Genomic DNA, 16078 nt, shown 5'->3' with positions numbered 1-16078 from the left:
ACGTGCGTGCACGGCTTCGGTCTTGGGCGGAGGACGACGGCATGACGGATGCGGTGGGCACGGCGGAGCTGGAGGGCTTCCGCCGGGTGCAGCGCCTGGCGTACGCGTGTGCGGAGGCGGTGGCCGCGCGGCTGCGACCGGGGGTGACCGAGCGCGAGGCCGCCCGGATGCAGCGGGAGTGGCTGTACGGGCGCGGGGTGCGGGACTGGTTCCACCTGCCCTTCGCGTGGTTCGGCGACCGGACGGCCTTCACCGGCTTCCGGGTGCCGCTGCAGTTCTTCCCCACGGGCCGCCGGCTGGAGCCGGGGATGCCGTTCATCCTCGACATGGCACCGGTGCTGGACGGCTTCACCGCGGACATCGGCTACTCGGGCTGCCTGGGTGCGAACCTTCTGCACGACCGGCTCATGGACGACCTGGCCGAGCACCGCGAGCTGATCCTGCGCGAGGTGCGCGAACGCCGGCCGCTGCGGGAGATCTACGAGGACGTCGAGCGGCTCATGGTCCGCCAGGGCCACGTCAACCGGCACCGCGCCTACCCCTTCGGCGTGATCGCCCACAAGGTGGGCCGGGTGCCGCAGCGCCGCTTCTCGCCACAGGTCCTCGGCTTCGGCACGCAGGCGCTCAAGGGGCTGGCGGCGGACGCCCTGCGCGGCCACCGGGAGGGCTGGTCGCCGCTGTGGAGCCCGCGCCGCTCCTCCGACCACCCGCCGCGGCCGGGCCTGTGGGCGGTGGAGCCTCATCTCGGCTTCCGGGGGACGGGCGCGAAGTTCGAGGAGCTCCTGGTGGTCACCGACTCCCGGGACCCCGAGGAGAGCGCTTTCTGGCTGGACGACGACCTGCCGCACGTGCGGCGGGTGAAGAGGGAGGGAGCGGCCGCATGAGCGGGGACGGCACAGGGGACGGCAGGGGAATCGAGGGCGCGCGCGAGCGCACGGTCCGCACGGGCGGGATCGCGCTGTGCGTCGCCGAGCTCGGCGAGGCGGACCGCCCCACGGTGGTGCTGCTGCACGGCTACCCCGATTCCAAGGAGATCTGGGCCGAGGTGGCCGCCCGGCTGCGGGACCGCTTCCACGTCGTGCTGTACGACGTGCGCGGCCACGGCCGCTCCAGTGCGCCCGTCCCGCTGCGCGGCGGCTTCACCCTGGAGAAACTCACCGACGACTTCCTGGCCGTCGCCGACGCGGTCAGCCCCGGCCGGCCGGTGCACCTGGTCGGGCACGACTGGGGGTCGGTGCAGGGCTGGGAGTTCGCCACCGTGGCGGCGACCGAGGGCCGCCTGGCCTCCTTCACCTCGATCTCGGGACCGTCCCTGGACCACTTCGGGCACTGGATCAAGGAACGGCTCGCCCGCCCCACCCCGCGCCGCCTCGCCCACCTCCTCGGCCAGGGCAGCCGCTCCTGGTACGTGGGGGCCCTGCACCTGCCCGCACTGCCCGAAGCCGCCTGGCGCGGTCCGCTGGGCCGGCGCTGGCCACGGATGCTGGGCCGGCTGGAGACACTGCCGCCGGACGCCGACCCCGGCTACCCCACCGCCTCCGTGCGGGGCGACGGCGCCCACGGCGCCTGGCTGTACCGGGACAATGTATGGGCCCGGATGCTGCGCCCCCGCCCGGACGCCCACGCCCACGTGCCCGTCCAGCTGATCGTGCCCACCGGCGACATCTACCTCTCCGAACGGCTCTACGACGACCTGGAGCGGTGGGCGCCCCGCCTGGTGCGCCGCACGGTGGCGGCCCGGCACTGGGTGCCGCGCACCCGGCCCGACCTGCTGGCCTCCTGGATCACCGACTTCGTCACCGCCCAGGAGGACGCACCGGCCGAGGGCGTGCCCGCCCGGGTGCCGGCGGGCACCGGCCCGTACGCCGACCGGTTCGGCGGGCAGCTGGTGCTGGTCACGGGCGCGGCGAGCGGCATCGGGCGGGCCACCGCGCTGGCCTTCGCGGAGGCCGGCGCCCGCGTGATCGCGGTCGACCGGGACGCCGCCGGGGCCGCCCGCACCGCCGAGCTGGCTCGGCTGACCGGGGCACGCGGCGCCTGGGCCGAGTGCTGCGACGTCTCCGACGAGCAGGCCATGGAGAAACTGGCGGCCAAGGTCGCGGGCGAGCACGGCGTGGTGGACGTGCTGGTCAACAACGCCGGCATCGGCCTGGCCGGCACCTTCCTGGACACCACCGCCGAGGAATGGCGCCGGATCTGGGACGTCAACGTGGGCGGCGTCGTCCACGGGTGCCGCGTCTTCGGCCGGCAGATGGCCGAGCGGGGCCAGGGCGGGCACATCGTCAACACCGCGTCGGCAGCCGCCTTCCAGCCCACGCGCGGCCTGCCGGCCTACAGCGCCTCCAAGGCCGCCGTGCTGATGCTCAGCGAGTGCCTGCGCGCCGAGCTCGCCGGCAAGGGCATCGGGGTCACCGCCGTGTGCCCCGGCATCGTCAATACGCCGATCACCGGCAGCACTTCCTTCGTGGGCGTCGGCGAGGAGGAGCAGCGCCGCCGCAGGGAGCGGGCCGGGCGGCTGTACGCCCGGCGCAACTACCCGCCCGAGAAGGTGGCCGCCGCGATCCTGCGGGCGGTGGCCGGCAACGCCGCCGTGGTGCCGGTGGCCCCCGAGGCACACGTCCTGCGGTTGCTCTCCCGCTTCACCCCGCGGCTGCGGCGAGCCCTCGCGCGGATCGATCCCCCGCTGTAGCCGGACCGGACGAGGACCCGGCAGAGGACCTGGAGGAACTCCCGCATGAAGCACGGCCACCGCATAGCCCCGCGCCGCGTGTCCTTCGACTGGCGCGAGACCCCGCTGCACTGGATACCGGACGAACCCACAGCCACGCACGTGGTCAACGTGCTGCACCTGCTGCTGCCCGCCGGAGAACGGTGGTTCGTCAAGGTCTTCAAGGAAGCCCTGCCCCTGGTCACGGACGAGGCGCTGCGCAAGGACGTCAAGGGCTTCATGGGCCAGGAGTCCACCCACAGCGTCCAGCACTCCTACGTGCTGCAGCACCTCGCCGAACAAGGCCTGGACACCACCCCCTACACCCGGCACGTGGACTTCCTCTTCGACGTGCTGCTCGGCGAGAGACCCCCCTTCGGCCTGCCCCTCACCCCCCGCGAATGGCTGCGCTTCCGGCTTGCGGTGATCGCGGCGATCGAGCAGTTCACGGCGGTGCTGGGCGACTGGGTACTGCGCACGGAAGCCGTGGACGCGGCCGAGCCGGACCCGGTGATGCTGGACCTGCTGCGCTGGCACGGCGCGGAGGAGGTCGAACACCGCTCCGTGGCCTTCGACATGTACGAGCACTGCGGCGGCGAGGACCCCGGCCGCTACGCCCGGCGGGTGCTCGGCATGACGATCACCGCACCCACACTGTTCTACCTGTGGGGCCGGGGCGCGGCCTACCTCATCCGCAACGACCCCTGGCTCACCGGCCGGCTGCGCTACACCCTCGCCCAGCACAACCGGGCCATCTCCAAGGGCCTGCTGCCCTCCTGGCGCGAACTGGGCTCGGCCGTGCCCCGCTACCTGCGGCGCTCCTACCACCCCTCCCAGGAGGGATCGATGCAACGAGCCATCGCCTACCTCACCTCCTCGCCCGCCGCCCGGGCCGCCGCGGGTGCGGTGGGCCGCGCCGCCGCCTCGTAGGGAGTCGCCGTGCCGGAAGCGGAATACCGCATCGAGGACCTGGCCCACCACAGCGGCACCACGGTCCGCACGATCCGCGCCTACCAGGACCGCGGCCTGCTGCCCAGGCCGCGGCGGGACGGCCGCGCCAACGTCTACGGCGAGGCCCACCTGGCCCGGTTGCACCAGATCGCGGAGCTGCTGGAGCGCGGCTACACCCTGGCCAGCATCAAGGAACTGCTGGACGCCTGGGACACCGGGCGGGGCCTGGGCGGGGTACTGGGCCTGGTCACCGAGACCGAGGGGCCCTGGAGCGACGAGGAGCCGGGCCGGATCGGCCGCGCCGAGCTCGCCGCGGCCTTCGGCGGGGAGCAGGACGACGAAGCCGTCCGGGAAGCGGTGGACCTCGGCGTCCTCGTCCGGCTGCCGTCCTCGGACGAGGAGTCCGGCGAGGAGTTCCTGGTGCCCAGCCCCCGGCAACTCGCCGTCGCCGTCGAGCTGCACGCCGCAGGGGTGCCCCTTGCCGCGATCTCCGGCCATCTGCGCGAACTGCGGACCCAGGTCGAACACATCGCCTCCCGCTTCCTGGAGTTCACCACCGAGCACGTCTTCCGCCCCTATCTCGACCAGCCGCTCGCCGACGAGAAGGCCGCCGAGGCCGCCGACCTGGTACGCCGGCTGCGCCCGCTGGCCCAGCAGAGTGTGGACGCCGAACTGGCCCGCGCCATGCGGGAGCTGGCCGTCAGCCACCTGCGCCGCCACCTGGCCCCACCGCCCTGCACGCCCCCCACGGACGATCCCCCCGAGCCGGTGCCGCTGCCGGCCGCGACCGTGCGCGCCGTGCGGGCCCTGGCCGGGCCCGCGAACACCGCCGCCTTCATCGCCGCGGCGGCCGAGCGGGAGGTCCGGGCCCGCACGCTGGATGCGCTCGTCCCACCCCCGTTGGAGGACGAGAGCATCCGGCGTGCGGGCCCGGAGGCGGGTTAGGCCGTGGCCGGCGGGTCTTCTGCGGGCACGTCGTGGCTTGTCGCGCCCCGCGGCCGGCGACGGCCCGCAGCTGACACGCCACCCCCGAGGGTCGACTGCGGGCGCGTCGTGGCTTGTCGCGCCCGCGCGGCGGCAGCCGCAGATCGACACCGCCCCGCGCCCCTACGGGGTGCCCTAGGCGCCCTGTTCCATCCGGGCCCTGACCCGCTCCGGGTAGCGCGCCGTGAACATGGCCGGCGCCATGAACCCGGCCACCTGCACCGGTATCGAGACGGAACTGCCGAGCCCCGCGGCGGCGACCCCCGCCAGCGCCGCCGCGGTGACGGTGAACGAGGCCGCCCAGGCCGCCGTGAGGACCATGTTGATCCGGCGGAAGCCGGGGTGGTCCCACACCTCGCGCGGCGCCTGGCGCTTGGCTATGCCGGTGGTGAAGGGCCGGCCCACCAGGAGCGTCGCCCAGGCGGTGACGGCGAGCCAGCCGAGCGACAGGCCCCCGCCGTAGTGCCGCAGCCCGCTGTGCGGCAGGGCGAAGGCCACGGCCGTCAGGGCCGCGAAGAAGACGGCGGTGCTGCCCTCCAGCACCAGCGCCTCGCGCTCCGTGCCCGACCGGCGCTCCGAGACCAGCAGCGCCAGCGCCGCCACCAGGCCGGTGACCGCACCCCACTGCCAGCCGGCCGACGAGACGACCGCAAAGGCGATCCAGGGAATGAAGCCGCGCAGGTAGTTCACCGGATCTCCTCGATCCCTCACTGACATTCCAATGTTGACATGTCGAAGTTAGAAGATCCATCGCCCACATGTCAACTGTGGAAGGTAAGGTGGGAGCCATGAGCCTGAGACACGCCATGCTCGGCCTCCTGGCCGAGCAGCCGGCCAGCGGATACGACCTGATGAAGCGGTTCGAGACCACGCTCGGCAACGCCTGGCCGGCCACGCAGAGCCAGGTCTACGGCGAGCTGGGCAAGCTCGCCAAGGCCGACCTGCTCGAAGTGGTGTCCGAGGGCCCGCGCGGCCGCAAGGAGTACGCCATCACCGGGGCCGGCCGCGCCGAGCTGCGCCGCTGGCTGACCGAGACGGCCCCCGAGCGGAGCCGCCGCAGCGAGGCGATGCTGCGGGTCTTCTTCCTCGACCTCCTCACCCCCCTGGAGGCCGTCGCCTACCTCACCGGCGAGGCCGAGCGCGTCGCCCGGCAGCACGCGGGCATGCGGGAGCTGGAACGTTCCGTCGACTGGAGCGACGGCTCGCTGGCCGTCAACGGCCGCCTGGCCCTGGAGTACGGCCTGCGCTTCACCGCGATGTACGAGGAGTGGGCCCGCTGGGCGGCCGCGCAGGTCGAGGAGCGCATCCAGCAGGAGAGATCCACCCGGCCGGAAGCGGAGGACTCCTGACGGAAAAGCCGGCTGCTCACAGCCCCGGCGCCCCCCACACCGGGAACCAGCGCCCCAGGTCCTCCTCGATCCGCAGATCGTCCGCCAGCAACGCCCTGACCTGCAGTTCCAGGGCGTTGTCCCGCTTGTCGTGAGCCGCGGGCAGCGGCGCGAAGGGATAGAACGTACCGCGCTTGTAGAGGTAGACGAGGGCGAGCGGCCGCCGGTCGCCGTCCGCGAACGCCATGAGCGAGCACAGCAGTTGGGGTCCGAATCCGCCGTCCTGGAGCAGGGTGTTCACCGCGTGCAGGTCGCTCACCAGGGCGGCGGTGTCCTCGGGGGGCTGCCGGGCGAGCAGCCAGGTGTAGCCGTAGGCGTCCCGGCTGAACTCCACGGGCACGCCGCCGCGTGCCACATCGGTGTCCAGCAGCTCCCCCACCTCGCGCCGGATCCGGTCGAACGCCCCGCCCTCGACACTGGCGAAGCACACCGACGCCAGCCCGGTCGGCATGAACCCGGCCCCCGCCTGCAGGGTGACGGCGGCGGAGGGCAGGGCGAACAGCCGGTCGAGATCCGGCCCCACCTGCCGGCTGCGGCCGAGGATCGCGTCCCACCAGCCCATCAGACGCCTCCCATCAGGTGCCCCCTTCAGACGCCTCCCATCAGACGCTCCCCATCAGGCGCCTCCCAGCTGTGCCGCGATGCGTCCGAGCTGGTCGAGCCGCTGTTCCAGGGAGGGGTGGGAGTCCAGCAGCCGGGTCAGGCTCTCCTTGGAGAAGGCGGGGACGAAGTAGAAGGCGTTGAAGGGCTCCGCCTGGCGCAGGTCGCGGGTGGGAATGCGGGCCATCTGCCCGGTCACCTTGGTCAGCGCGGACGCCAGTGCCGAGGGACGGCCGGTGAGCAGGGCGGCGGCGCGGTCGGCGGACAGTTCGCGGTAGCGGGAGAGCATGCGGGTCAGCAGGAAGCTGATCACGTAGACGGCCGCGCTGATCAGCGGGATGAGCACCAGGAGCACGGCGGTGTTCTGGTCGCGGCCGCCGGCCCGGCGCAGCCCGCCCCACAGTCCGATGCGGGTGATGATCCCCGCCAGGACGCCGAGGAAGGAGGCGACGGTCATGACCGCCACGTCGCGGTGGGCGACGTGGGAGAGCTCGTGCGCGAGCACGCCTTCGAGCTCCTCGGGTTCCAGCCGGCGCAGCAGTCCGGTCGTCGCGCAGACGACGGCGTTGCGCTGGTTGCGGCCGGTGGCGAAGGCGTTGGGCACGTCGCTGTCGGCGATCGCCACCCGGGGTTTGGGCATGTCGGCGAGCGCGCACAGCCGGTCGACGGCGCCGTGCAGCTCGGGCGCCTGTTCGCGGGTGACCTCGCGGGCGCCCATGCCGAAGGCCGCGATCCGGTCGCTGAACCAGAACTGGGCGACGAACACCGCGCCCGCGAGCACCAGGACCACCGGCCAGGACCCGCGCACCAGCGCCACCAGCACGCCGACGAAGACGACGTACAGCAGGCCGATGAGGAACATCGTGCCGACCATGCGGGTGGTCAGCCCCCGGTCGGGGGCGAATCGGGATCCGCGCACCGCGCACCTCCAGGGCCCGACGGAGCCTTCGTCCCGATTCTCCCTCTTGGGGGCCCGCGGGTCAGCCCAGCTGGGCGAGCGCGTCCGTGGCGATCTTCTCGAAGACCGCGACGTCCGCCGCGAAGATCGAGTCGGCGATCGGGAAGTGCACCACGATCTCGTCGATCCCCAGCTCGGCGTGGGCGCCCGCGAAGTCGACGAACGCGTCGAAGGACTCCAGCGGCCGGTCCGGCGTGAAGCCGGTGAGCAGCACCTTCGGCAGCTCGGCGACGTCGCGCCCGGCCTTGGCGCAGATCTCCCCGAGCCGCTCGATCTGCCCGGCGATGGCCGCCCGGGACTGCTCCGGCGTGCCCGTCTCGTACAGCTTCGGGTCGCCCGTGGTCACCCACGCCTGGCCGTGCCGGGCCGCCAGCCGCATCCCGCGCGGGCCGGTGGCGGCGACGGCGAACGGCAGCCGGGGCCGCTGCACGCAGCCGGGGATGTTGCGGACCTCGTGGGCCGCGTAGTGCTCGCCCTCGTGGCTGACGACGGGCTCGGTCAGCAGCCGGTCCAGCAGGGGCACGAACTCGGCGAAGCGGTCGGCGCGCTCGCGCGGCGTCCACGGCTCCCGGCCGGGCCCGAGCAGGGCGGTGGCGTCGAAGCCCGAGCCGCCGGCGCCGATGCCGAGCGTGATGCGGCCGCCGGAGATGTCGTCCAGCGAGATGAGCTCCTTGGCGAGCGTCACCGGGTGGCGGAAGTTCGGGGAGGTCACCAGGGTGCCCAGGCGCATCCGGGACGTCACGCCGGCGGCCGCCGTCAGGGTCGGCACCGCGCCGAACCACGGGCCGTCGCGGAAGGTGCGCCACGAAAGGTGGTCGTAGGTGTACGCGGTGTGGAAGCCCAGCGCCTCGGCGCGCTCCCAGGACGCCCGGCCGCCCTCGTGCCAGCGGCGGTCGGGAAGGATCACGGTGCTCAGTCGCATGCCCCCGAGCGTAACCGCCGCCTCGGACAGCCGTGCGCACATGTGTACGTACATGAGTACGCACGCTTGTGCGCACACGCCACCGCAGTGCCGGAGAATGGGCCCGTGACTTCCGCTACCGAGCAGCCCGGTCCGCCGCCGCCCCGCCGGAGCCCCGCCGTGCCCCGGCTGATCGCCACCGACCTGGACGGCACCCTGCTGCGGGACGACAAGACCGTCTCCGCCCGGACCGTGGCCGCCCTGGCGGCCGCCGAGGCCGCCGGCATCGAGGTCTTCTTCGTCACCGGCCGCCCGGCCCGCTGGATGGACGTCGTGGCCGACCACGTGCACGGGCACGGCCTGGCCATCTGCGCCAACGGCGCCGTCGTGGCCGACCTGCGCGACGGCGCCCGCTTCGTGAAGGTGCGCCCGCTGCGGGCGGCCGCCGCCCTGGAGATCGTCCACGCGGTGCGCGCCGCGGCCCCGGGCGCCTCCTTCGCGGTCGAGCGCACCGGAGGGGTGCGCTACGAGCCGCAGTACCCGCCCTTCCCGCTCGACCCGACCAAGGAGACCGCCCCGGCCGAGGAGCTGCTGGGCGACGGCGAACGGGCCGGCGACCCGGTCGTCAAGCTGCTCGCGTACCACCCGGAGCTGGAGCCGGACGCCTTCCTGCACCTGGCCCGGGCCGCCGCCGGCGAGCACGGCGTCTTCACCCGGTCCAGCCCCACCGCGCTGCTGGAGATCAGCGGCCCCGGCGTGAGCAAGGCCAGCACGCTCGCCGAGTGCTGCGCCGAGCGCGGCATCTCCCCCGACCAGGTGGTCGCCTTCGGCGACATGCCCAACGACCTGGAGATGCTCGACTGGGCGGGCACCGCGTACGCCATGGCCAACGCCCATCCCGACGTGCTGGCCGCGACGGTGCTGCACACGGCCGCCAACACGGAGGACGGCGTGGCCGCCGTCATCGAGGAGATCCTGCAGAGGCTGTAGGGCCTGCGGCCCGGTAGGGGCGCGGGGAACTGCGCGACAAGCCACGATGCGCCCGCAGGTGCGGTGTCGGCTGCAGGCCGCCGGTGGCCGATCGCGCAAGTTGCCCGCGCCCCTACCGGGCGCTACAGCACCACGCCGCGGGCGCGCAGCCAGGGGACGGGGTCGACGGCGCTGCCGAAGTCGGCGGTCGTGCGGACCTCGAAGTGCAGGTGCGGCCCGGTGGAGTTGCCGGTGGTGCCCGACAGGGCGATCCACTCGCCCGGTCGCACCCGGTGGCCCGGTGCCAGCAGCGGTGCCGCCAGGTGGGCGTACTGCGAGTACCAGCCGCCCTGGTGGCGGACGACCATGCTGATCCCGAACGGCCCGCCGCAGCCGATGGACAGCACCGTCCCCGCGCCCACCGAGCGCACCGGCGTGCCGGTGGGCACCGCGAAGTCCTGTCCGCTGTGGCCGCTCGCCCAGTGCGCGCCGGTGCCGCCGAAGCCGGCGCTCAGCTCGTAGCTCAGCAGCGGCCGGGTCCAGCCGGAGCGGGAGACGCCGGCGCCCCGGTTGGCGTCGTCCTGCGCCTGCGCGCTGCTCTGCAGCTCCTCCTGCAGCCCATCGAGGTCCACCGGTGTGCAGCGGCCGTCGCGGACGGTCTGCTCGGCCAGGGCGTTCAGCTCGCTGCGCGAGGTCGCCAGGCGCTCCTCCAGGGCGGCCTTCTCCGTCCGCAGCCGCGCGGTGTCGACGGCCAGGGCCTGGGCCGTGACGGACGCCGACAGGCGGCCGGCGGCCAGCGTCCGGCTTCTGTTGTCGTTCTCGATGAGCATCCGGGCCAGCCGCTCGCGCCGGTCGAACTCCAGCATCTGCATCGCGATCAGCTCCAGGGGCTCCTCCGCCGCGCCCGGGGAGCCCGCCGCGGTGAAGCCGCCGGTGCGGTACTGCTCGCGCGCCGTGGCCCCCGCGTCCCGGCGCAGCAGGGAGGCCGCCGACCGCTGCCCCTGCAACTGGTGCGCCAGCCGCGCGGCCCGCGTCCGCTCCTCCTTGGCCGCCTGCACACCCCGCTCGTACCGCAGGGCGACCCGGCCGGCCTCGTGGGCCAGGCGCAGGACCTCCGAGCCGACGCGCACCAGCCGCTGCGGCGGCCGCCCCGCGGACGACGGTTCCGCGGCCGAGACTGGCACCAGCAGGATGCCCAGCGCGCACAGCGCGGCGGCGCCGCGCAGGTGCCTGCGGCCGGCGCGCGCGGCCCGGCGCGTCCGCCGCGGCCGGCGGTGGGGAGCGTACGGATGCAATCGCCGCATGCCGCGATCCTGCGCGGGCACCCGGCGGACCGCGCCCGCGGGCGACCGTTCGGAGGAAGGAATGCGGCCGGAAGGACCCGCCCGTACGCCCACCGGGCCCACGGGCGGCGCGCTACAGCGGCGCCTCCCACACCACCGTCGTACCGCCGCCGTCCTCGCCGATGCCGGGGCCGTACGCGCTGGAGCCGCCGAGGGACTCGGCCCGCTTGGCGAGGTTGCGCAGCCCGCTGCGCCGGCCGCCCTGCGGGATGCCCACCCCGTCGTCGGCGACCGTCAGCCGCACCGCCTCCCGGCCGTCCGGCAGGGTGGCGGTGGCGTCGACGGCGACCTCGATGCGGGAGGCCCGCGCGTGCCGGTAGGCGTTGGAGAGCGCCTCCCGCAATGCAGCAATCAAGTTCTTGCCGGTGAGTTCGCCGACCTTGGCGTCCACCGGGCCGGTGAACGTCGCCGACGGCCGGAAGCCCAGCGGCACGGCCGCCGTGCCCAGTTCCCGCAGCACCCGGGTGCGCAGCCCGGCGGGACTCTCCGTGGGCTCCTGCTGCAGCGCGAAGATGGCGGTGCGGATCTCCTGGATCGTCACGTCCAGCTCGTCGACGGCCTGTCCCACCTTCTCGCGCACCTCGGGCGGGTCGGCCATCCGGTGGGCGCTCTCCAGCAGCAGCCCGGTGGCGAAGAGCCGCTGGATGACCAGGTCGTGCAGGTCGCGGGCGATGCGGTCGCGGTCCTCGAAGACCGCGAGGCGCTCGCGGTCGCGCCGGGCCTGGGCCAGGACGAGCGCGAGTGCGGCCTGCGCGGCGAACTGGACGGCGAGGGTCCGCTCGGTGTCGCTGTACGGTCTCGCCCCGCGTCGCCGCGGGATGGCGAGCGTACCCAGCACCCGCTCGCCGCTCTTGAGCGGCAGCAGCATGCTCGGGCCGAAGCGCGGCGCCACCTCCGTGATCATGCGGGGGTCGGTGGCCGAGTCGTCGACGAACACCGGCTCCCCCGCCATCAGCTGCGAGACCACCGGACTGTGCGGCGGCATCACCGTGCCCAGCAGCGCCTCCGGCTCGTCGGCCGCGACCGCCACCATCTCCAGGCCGCCCTCGCCGTCCGGCACCAGCACGATGCCGGCGTCGGCACCGGCGAGCCGGCGCGCCTGCTCGGCGACGACGGTCAGCGCGTCCTCGCCCTCCCCACCCGAGAGCAGGGCGGTGGTCACCGCCACCGAACCGTCGATCCAGCGCATGCGCTGCCCCCGCTCCTCGTGCACCTGCACATTGCCGATCGCGATGCCCGCCTCGGTCGCGAGGATCTTCACCATGTGCAGGTCCGCGATGCCGAACTCGCCGCCGTCCCGCTTCTCCGTCAGATACAGGTGGCCGAAGATCTCACCGCCCACCCGGATCGGCACCCCCAGCGCGTGCCGCCCGTCGGGGAAGGCCGCGATCCCGCCGCGGTTCTCCTGCTCCGCCGCGCCGTAGGTGACGAAGTCCGACAGCTCCTCCCCGCCGGCCGCGCCGACCACCCCGATGGCGGCGTACCGGGCGCCGGCCAGCTCGGCGGCCGTGCGGCAGATGCGGTCCAAGGTGGTGTGCAGCTCCAGGCCGGTGCCGACCGAGCGCATCGCCTCCAGCAGCTGCGGCACCCGTCCGGTGAGCTCCGTGGACAGCCCCCACAGGCTGCGCGTGGCCTCGGTGGCCGCGTCCAGGGAGTCCATGGGCCGGGCGGAGGATGCGTCGGGGGACTCGTCAGGGGGGTCCGCGGGCCCGGTGGGCCCCGCCGTGGCTGCCATGCCACCGAGCCTAATGAGCCCTATTTGCCCTTTGCCGGGGAAAGCACCTTTCGGTGGGTGTCCGGCGCGTCGTTGCCCGCTTCCTGGTCGAGCATGCGGCGGAACGGCCCCGGCGCGCCCGCGAGCTCCTCGTACGTCCCGCGCTGCACCATGCGCCCGTGCTCCAGGACGACGACCTCGTCGACCGCCGCCAGCCGCGCCAGCCGGTGCGTGATGAGCACCGTCGTACGGCCCTCCGTCGCCGCCAGCAGATCCGCCGTCAGCGCGTCCGCGGTGGCCAGGTCCAGGTGCTCGGCCGGCTCGTCCAGCACCAGTACGGGGAAGCCCGCCAGCAGCGCCCGGGCCAGCGCCAGGCGCTGGCGCTGCCCTCCCGAGAGCCGGGCGCCGTGCTCGCCGACCATCGTCTCCAGCCCCTGCGGCAGGCCGTCCACCCACTCCAGCAGCCGCGCCCCCGCCAGCGCCGCGCGCAGCTCCTCCTCGCCGGCCCCCGGCCGCGCCAGCCGCAGGTTCTCCCGCAGCGAGCTGTCGAAGACGTGCGCGTCCTGGGCGCACAGCCCCACCAGGCGGCGCACCGCGTCGCCGTCCATCGCCGCGGCCTCGCGGCCCGCCAGCGTGTACGAACCGCACTCGGCGTCCAGGAAGCGCAGCAGCACCTGGGCCAGCGTGGTCTTGCCCGCCCCCGACGCGCCCACCACCGCGATGCGGCGGCCGGCCGTCAGCTCCATCCCGAAGTCCTGCAGCGCCGGTGCGTCCTGCCCCGGGTGCCGTGCCGTCAGGCCCGTCACCCGCAGCGGGAAGGGCGACTTCGGCGCCGGCTCCGTCCCCTCCCGTACGGGCTCGGGCGCGTCCAGCACCTCGTACACCCGCTCGGCCGAGCGCCGTACGCGCTGCCGGTGCTGTACGGCCGACGGCAGGCCGGCCACCGCCTCGAAGGCGGCCAGCGGCAACAGCACCACCACCGCCAGCCACACCCCGCCCAGCCGGCCCTCGTGCACGGCCGCCACCCCCGCCCACGCCGCGCCCGCCACGGTCAGACCGCAGGCCAGCGCCGACAGCCCGGCCCCCAGCGCGGTGGCCGCCGCCGCCCGGCGGGCACTGCGCGTGAGCGTGCCGTCGGTCGCCCGCAGCCGCGCCAGCCGGGCCGGCACCGCACTGGCCACGGTCAGCTCGGCGAGCCCCGTCATCAGCTCGACCACCTGCTCCGACAACTCCCCCCGCGCCGGCGCCAGCCGCCGCTCGGCCCGCCGGGCCACGGCACCGGACAGCACCGGCACGACGACCCCGGCCAGCAGCAGCCCGGCGGCCAGCACGGCTCCGGCCTCCGGCAGCAGCCACGCGGCGAAGGCCACCGAGGCGGTGCCCACGAACAGGGCCGAGACCAGGGGCAGCAGCCAGCGCAGGAAATAGTCCTGCAGCGCGTCCACGTCGGCGACGAGGCGGGAGAGCAGGTCGCCCCGGCGGCTCTCCCGCAAACCCGCCGGCGCCAGCCGCTCCAGCCGCCGGTAGACCGCGACCCGCAGATCAGCCAGCACGCGCAGGGCCGCGTCGTGGGACACGAGGCGCTCGGCGTACCGGAAGACGGAACGGCCGATGCCGGACGCTCTGGTCGCTGTGACCGCCACCATCAGGTACAGCACCGGGGGGTGCTGGGAGGCCCGGGAGATCAGCCAGCCGGAGGTGGCCATCAGGGTCAGGGTGCTGGCGAGGGCCAGCGTGCCGAGCGCTGCCGCGAGGGCGAACCGCTTCCGCACGGGGCGTCCGGCGGCCCGGACACGGGCCAGTGCCCCCGCGCTGCGCGCGGGGGAGCTCCCACCCGCCCGCCCATCGCCCGGAACAGCAAGGGACTCCGTCGGAACGTGCTGTTCGGGGTGAACAGGCGGGTGGGTGGGCGTCGCCCCCGGTTCGGAGGGCCGGGAAGAACCCAGGTGCACCACCCGGTCCGCCACCGCCAGCAGGGCCGGGCGGTGCACGACCAGGAGCACCGTGCGGCCCGCCGCCAGTCTGCGGACCGCCTCGACGACGGCCGCCTCCGTCGTGCCGTCCAGGGCCGCCGTCGGCTCGTCCAGCAGCAGGACCGGGCGGTCGGCGAGGAACGCGCGGGCCAGGGCGAGGCGTTGGCGCTGCCCGGCGGACAGCCCCGCGCCGTCCTCGCCGAGGCGGGTGTCAGTGCCCTGCGGCAGCATGGAGACGAACTCGAGCGCACCGGCGTCGCGCAGTGCGGCGCGCAGCTGTGCGTCCGTGGCACCGGGCCGGGCCAGCATCACGTTCTCGGCGACGGTGCCGGCGAAGAAGTGGGGGCGCTGCGGGACCCAGGCCACCTGGTCCCGCCAGCCGGAGGGGGTCAGCGATGCCAGGTCCGTGTCATCGATCAGCACGCGTCCGCTCGTGGGGCGCTGCAGTCCGAGCAGGACGTTCAGCAGGGTGGTCTTGCCCGATCCACTGGGGCCGGTCAGGGCGACCGTCTCGCCCGGGGAGACGGTCAACGTGGTGGAGGGCAGGGCCGGTTCGGTGCGGCCCGGATGGTGTACCTCGACGTCCTGCAGGCGCAGCGCGGCACCGCGAGCGTCCGGGGCCGGCCGCGTGCCGGCCGGGGCGGGCGGGGTCTGAAGGAGGGTGAGCGCCTCGTCGGCGGCCGCCAGGCCCTCGGCCGCGGCGTGGTACTGCGCGCCGACCTGGCGCAGCGGGAGGTACGCCTCGGGGGCGAGGACGAGCACCATCAGGCCGGTGGCCAGGTCGAGTTCGCCGTTCACCAGCCGCATGCCGATGCCGACGGCGACCAGGGCCACCGACACGGTGGACAGCAGCTCCAGTGCGAAGGAGGACAGGAAGGCCAGCCGCAGGGTGCGCAGGGTGGCCCGCCGGTAGTCGGCGGTGATCGTGCGGATGGAGGCGGCCTGGGCCTTGGCGCGGCCGAAGACCTTGAGCGTGGGCAGGCCCGCGACGACGTCGAGGAAGTGGCCCGACAGACGGGAGAGCAGCCGCCACTGCCGGTCCATCCGGCTCTGGGTGGCCCAGCCGATGAGGGCCATGAACAGGGGGATGAGGGGGAGCGTGAGGACGATGATCAGGGCCGAGAGCCAGTCGGCGGTGCCTATGCGGGCGAGCACAGCGACGGGGACGACGACGGCGAGGCCGAGCTGGGGCAGGTAGCGGGCGAAGTAGTCGTCGAGCGCGTCCATGCCGCGCGTGGCGAGGGTGGTCAGGGCACCGGTCGGGGCGGCACCGGGGCCCAGCAGCGCGGCGTGGGCGAGGAGTCGGGTGCGCAGGGTGGACTTCACCGCGGCGCTCGCGCGGTGCGCGGCCCGTTCGGTGAGCCAGGCCACCGCCGCCCGGCCGAGGGCGGCGGCGGCCAGCAGGGTCAGCGGCCGCATCAGGTCCGCGGGTGTCCGGCCGTGCTGGAAGGCGCCGGTGACCACGTCGGCGATCAGCATCGCCTGGGCGATCACCAGCCCGGCGCCCGCCAGGCCGAGGACGACGGTGGCGGCGACGAAGCGGCGGGCCGCGGCGGCGTGGGCGAGGAGCCGGGGGTCGACGGGCTTCAT

At 74.6% G+C, this 16078-nt stretch carries 13 protein-coding genes; 6 read left to right on the top strand and 7 right to left on the bottom strand.

What is annotated here, in order from left to right; translation table 11 throughout:
• The first annotated feature begins 41 nt into the window (after positions 1-41).
• The 4 genes from AB0K17_RS03425 to AB0K17_RS03410 are packed head-to-tail and all read left to right on the top strand — an operon-like array spanning position 42 to position 4603.
• Positions 42-884: a M24 family metallopeptidase gene (locus tag AB0K17_RS03425; protein ID WP_365965056.1), complete on the top strand. Its 843-nt coding sequence runs from the start codon at positions 42-44 to the stop codon at positions 882-884.
• Positions 881-2689 carry an SDR family oxidoreductase gene (locus AB0K17_RS03420; protein WP_365981946.1) on the top strand — a complete coding sequence of 603 codons (1809 nt, stop codon included), beginning with the start codon at positions 881-883 and terminating at the stop codon, positions 2687-2689. The genes AB0K17_RS03425 and AB0K17_RS03420 overlap by 4 nt, the downstream gene beginning before the upstream one ends.
• Positions 2690-2734: 45 nt before the next feature.
• Positions 2735-3637, top strand: coding sequence for a metal-dependent hydrolase (locus tag AB0K17_RS03415; protein ID WP_365981945.1), 903 nt, complete (start codon positions 2735-2737; stop codon positions 3635-3637).
• 9 nt (positions 3638-3646) lie between these two features.
• Entirely contained in the window at positions 3647-4603 is a 957-nt protein-coding gene (locus AB0K17_RS03410) for a MerR family transcriptional regulator (protein ID WP_365981944.1), read from the top strand.
• 174 nt (positions 4604-4777) lie between these two features.
• On the opposite strand, the gene AB0K17_RS03405 is transcribed toward AB0K17_RS03410, so the two are convergent.
• A complete protein-coding gene (locus AB0K17_RS03405) occupies positions 4778-5332 on the bottom strand; it encodes a hypothetical protein (protein WP_365965052.1) in 555 nt (184 codons plus the stop codon).
• Positions 5333-5430: 98 nt separating this feature from the next.
• Here AB0K17_RS03405 and AB0K17_RS03400 point away from each other — a divergent pair, with 98 nt between their 5' ends.
• Complete coding sequence (locus AB0K17_RS03400; protein ID WP_365965051.1) at positions 5431-5991, top strand: PadR family transcriptional regulator; 561 nt, start codon at positions 5431-5433, stop codon at positions 5989-5991.
• A 16-nt stretch (positions 5992-6007) separates the two neighbouring features.
• Here AB0K17_RS03400 and AB0K17_RS03395 read toward each other — a convergent pair whose 3' ends face one another.
• The 3 genes from AB0K17_RS03395 to AB0K17_RS03385 form a co-directional block, all read right to left on the bottom strand.
• Positions 6008-6592, bottom strand: a complete 585-nt coding sequence (locus tag AB0K17_RS03395; protein ID WP_365965050.1) for a hypothetical protein — start codon at positions 6590-6592, stop codon at positions 6008-6010.
• A gap of 54 nt (positions 6593-6646) precedes the next feature.
• Positions 6647-7549: a zinc metalloprotease HtpX gene (gene htpX / locus AB0K17_RS03390; RefSeq protein ID WP_365965049.1), complete on the bottom strand. Its 903-nt coding sequence runs from the start codon at positions 7547-7549 to the stop codon at positions 6647-6649.
• A 61-nt stretch (positions 7550-7610) separates the two neighbouring features.
• Positions 7611-8510, bottom strand: coding sequence for an LLM class flavin-dependent oxidoreductase (locus AB0K17_RS03385; protein WP_365965048.1), 900 nt, complete (start codon positions 8508-8510; stop codon positions 7611-7613).
• Positions 8511-8615: 105 nt separating this feature from the next.
• Between AB0K17_RS03385 and AB0K17_RS03380 the strand changes: the two genes are divergently transcribed.
• Positions 8616-9479, top strand: coding sequence for a Cof-type HAD-IIB family hydrolase (locus AB0K17_RS03380; protein ID WP_365981943.1), 864 nt, complete (start codon positions 8616-8618; stop codon positions 9477-9479).
• A gap of 122 nt (positions 9480-9601) precedes the next feature.
• Here AB0K17_RS03380 and AB0K17_RS03375 read toward each other — a convergent pair whose 3' ends face one another.
• From AB0K17_RS03375 to cydD, 3 genes are all read right to left on the bottom strand, one after another.
• Positions 9602-10762 carry a peptidoglycan DD-metalloendopeptidase family protein gene (locus tag AB0K17_RS03375; protein WP_365981942.1) on the bottom strand — a complete coding sequence of 387 codons (1161 nt, stop codon included), beginning with the start codon at positions 10760-10762 and terminating at the stop codon, positions 9602-9604.
• 112 nt (positions 10763-10874) lie between these two features.
• The gene (locus AB0K17_RS03370; protein ID WP_365965147.1) at positions 10875-12461 is read right to left on the bottom strand and encodes a GAF domain-containing protein; all 1587 of its coding nucleotides are present in this window, start codon (positions 12459-12461) and stop codon (positions 10875-10877) included.
• 95 nt (positions 12462-12556) lie between these two features.
• Positions 12557-16078: a thiol reductant ABC exporter subunit CydD gene (gene cydD / locus AB0K17_RS03365; protein WP_365981941.1), complete on the bottom strand. Its 3522-nt coding sequence runs from the start codon at positions 16076-16078 to the stop codon at positions 12557-12559.

Origin of the sequence: Streptomyces sp. NPDC049585 (assembly GCF_040675615.1) — a bacterium.
GTDB classification, from domain to species: domain Bacteria; phylum Actinomycetota; class Actinomycetes; order Streptomycetales; family Streptomycetaceae; genus Streptomyces; species Streptomyces luteosporeus.
This window is presented reverse-complemented; position numbering and strand designations above follow the sequence as displayed.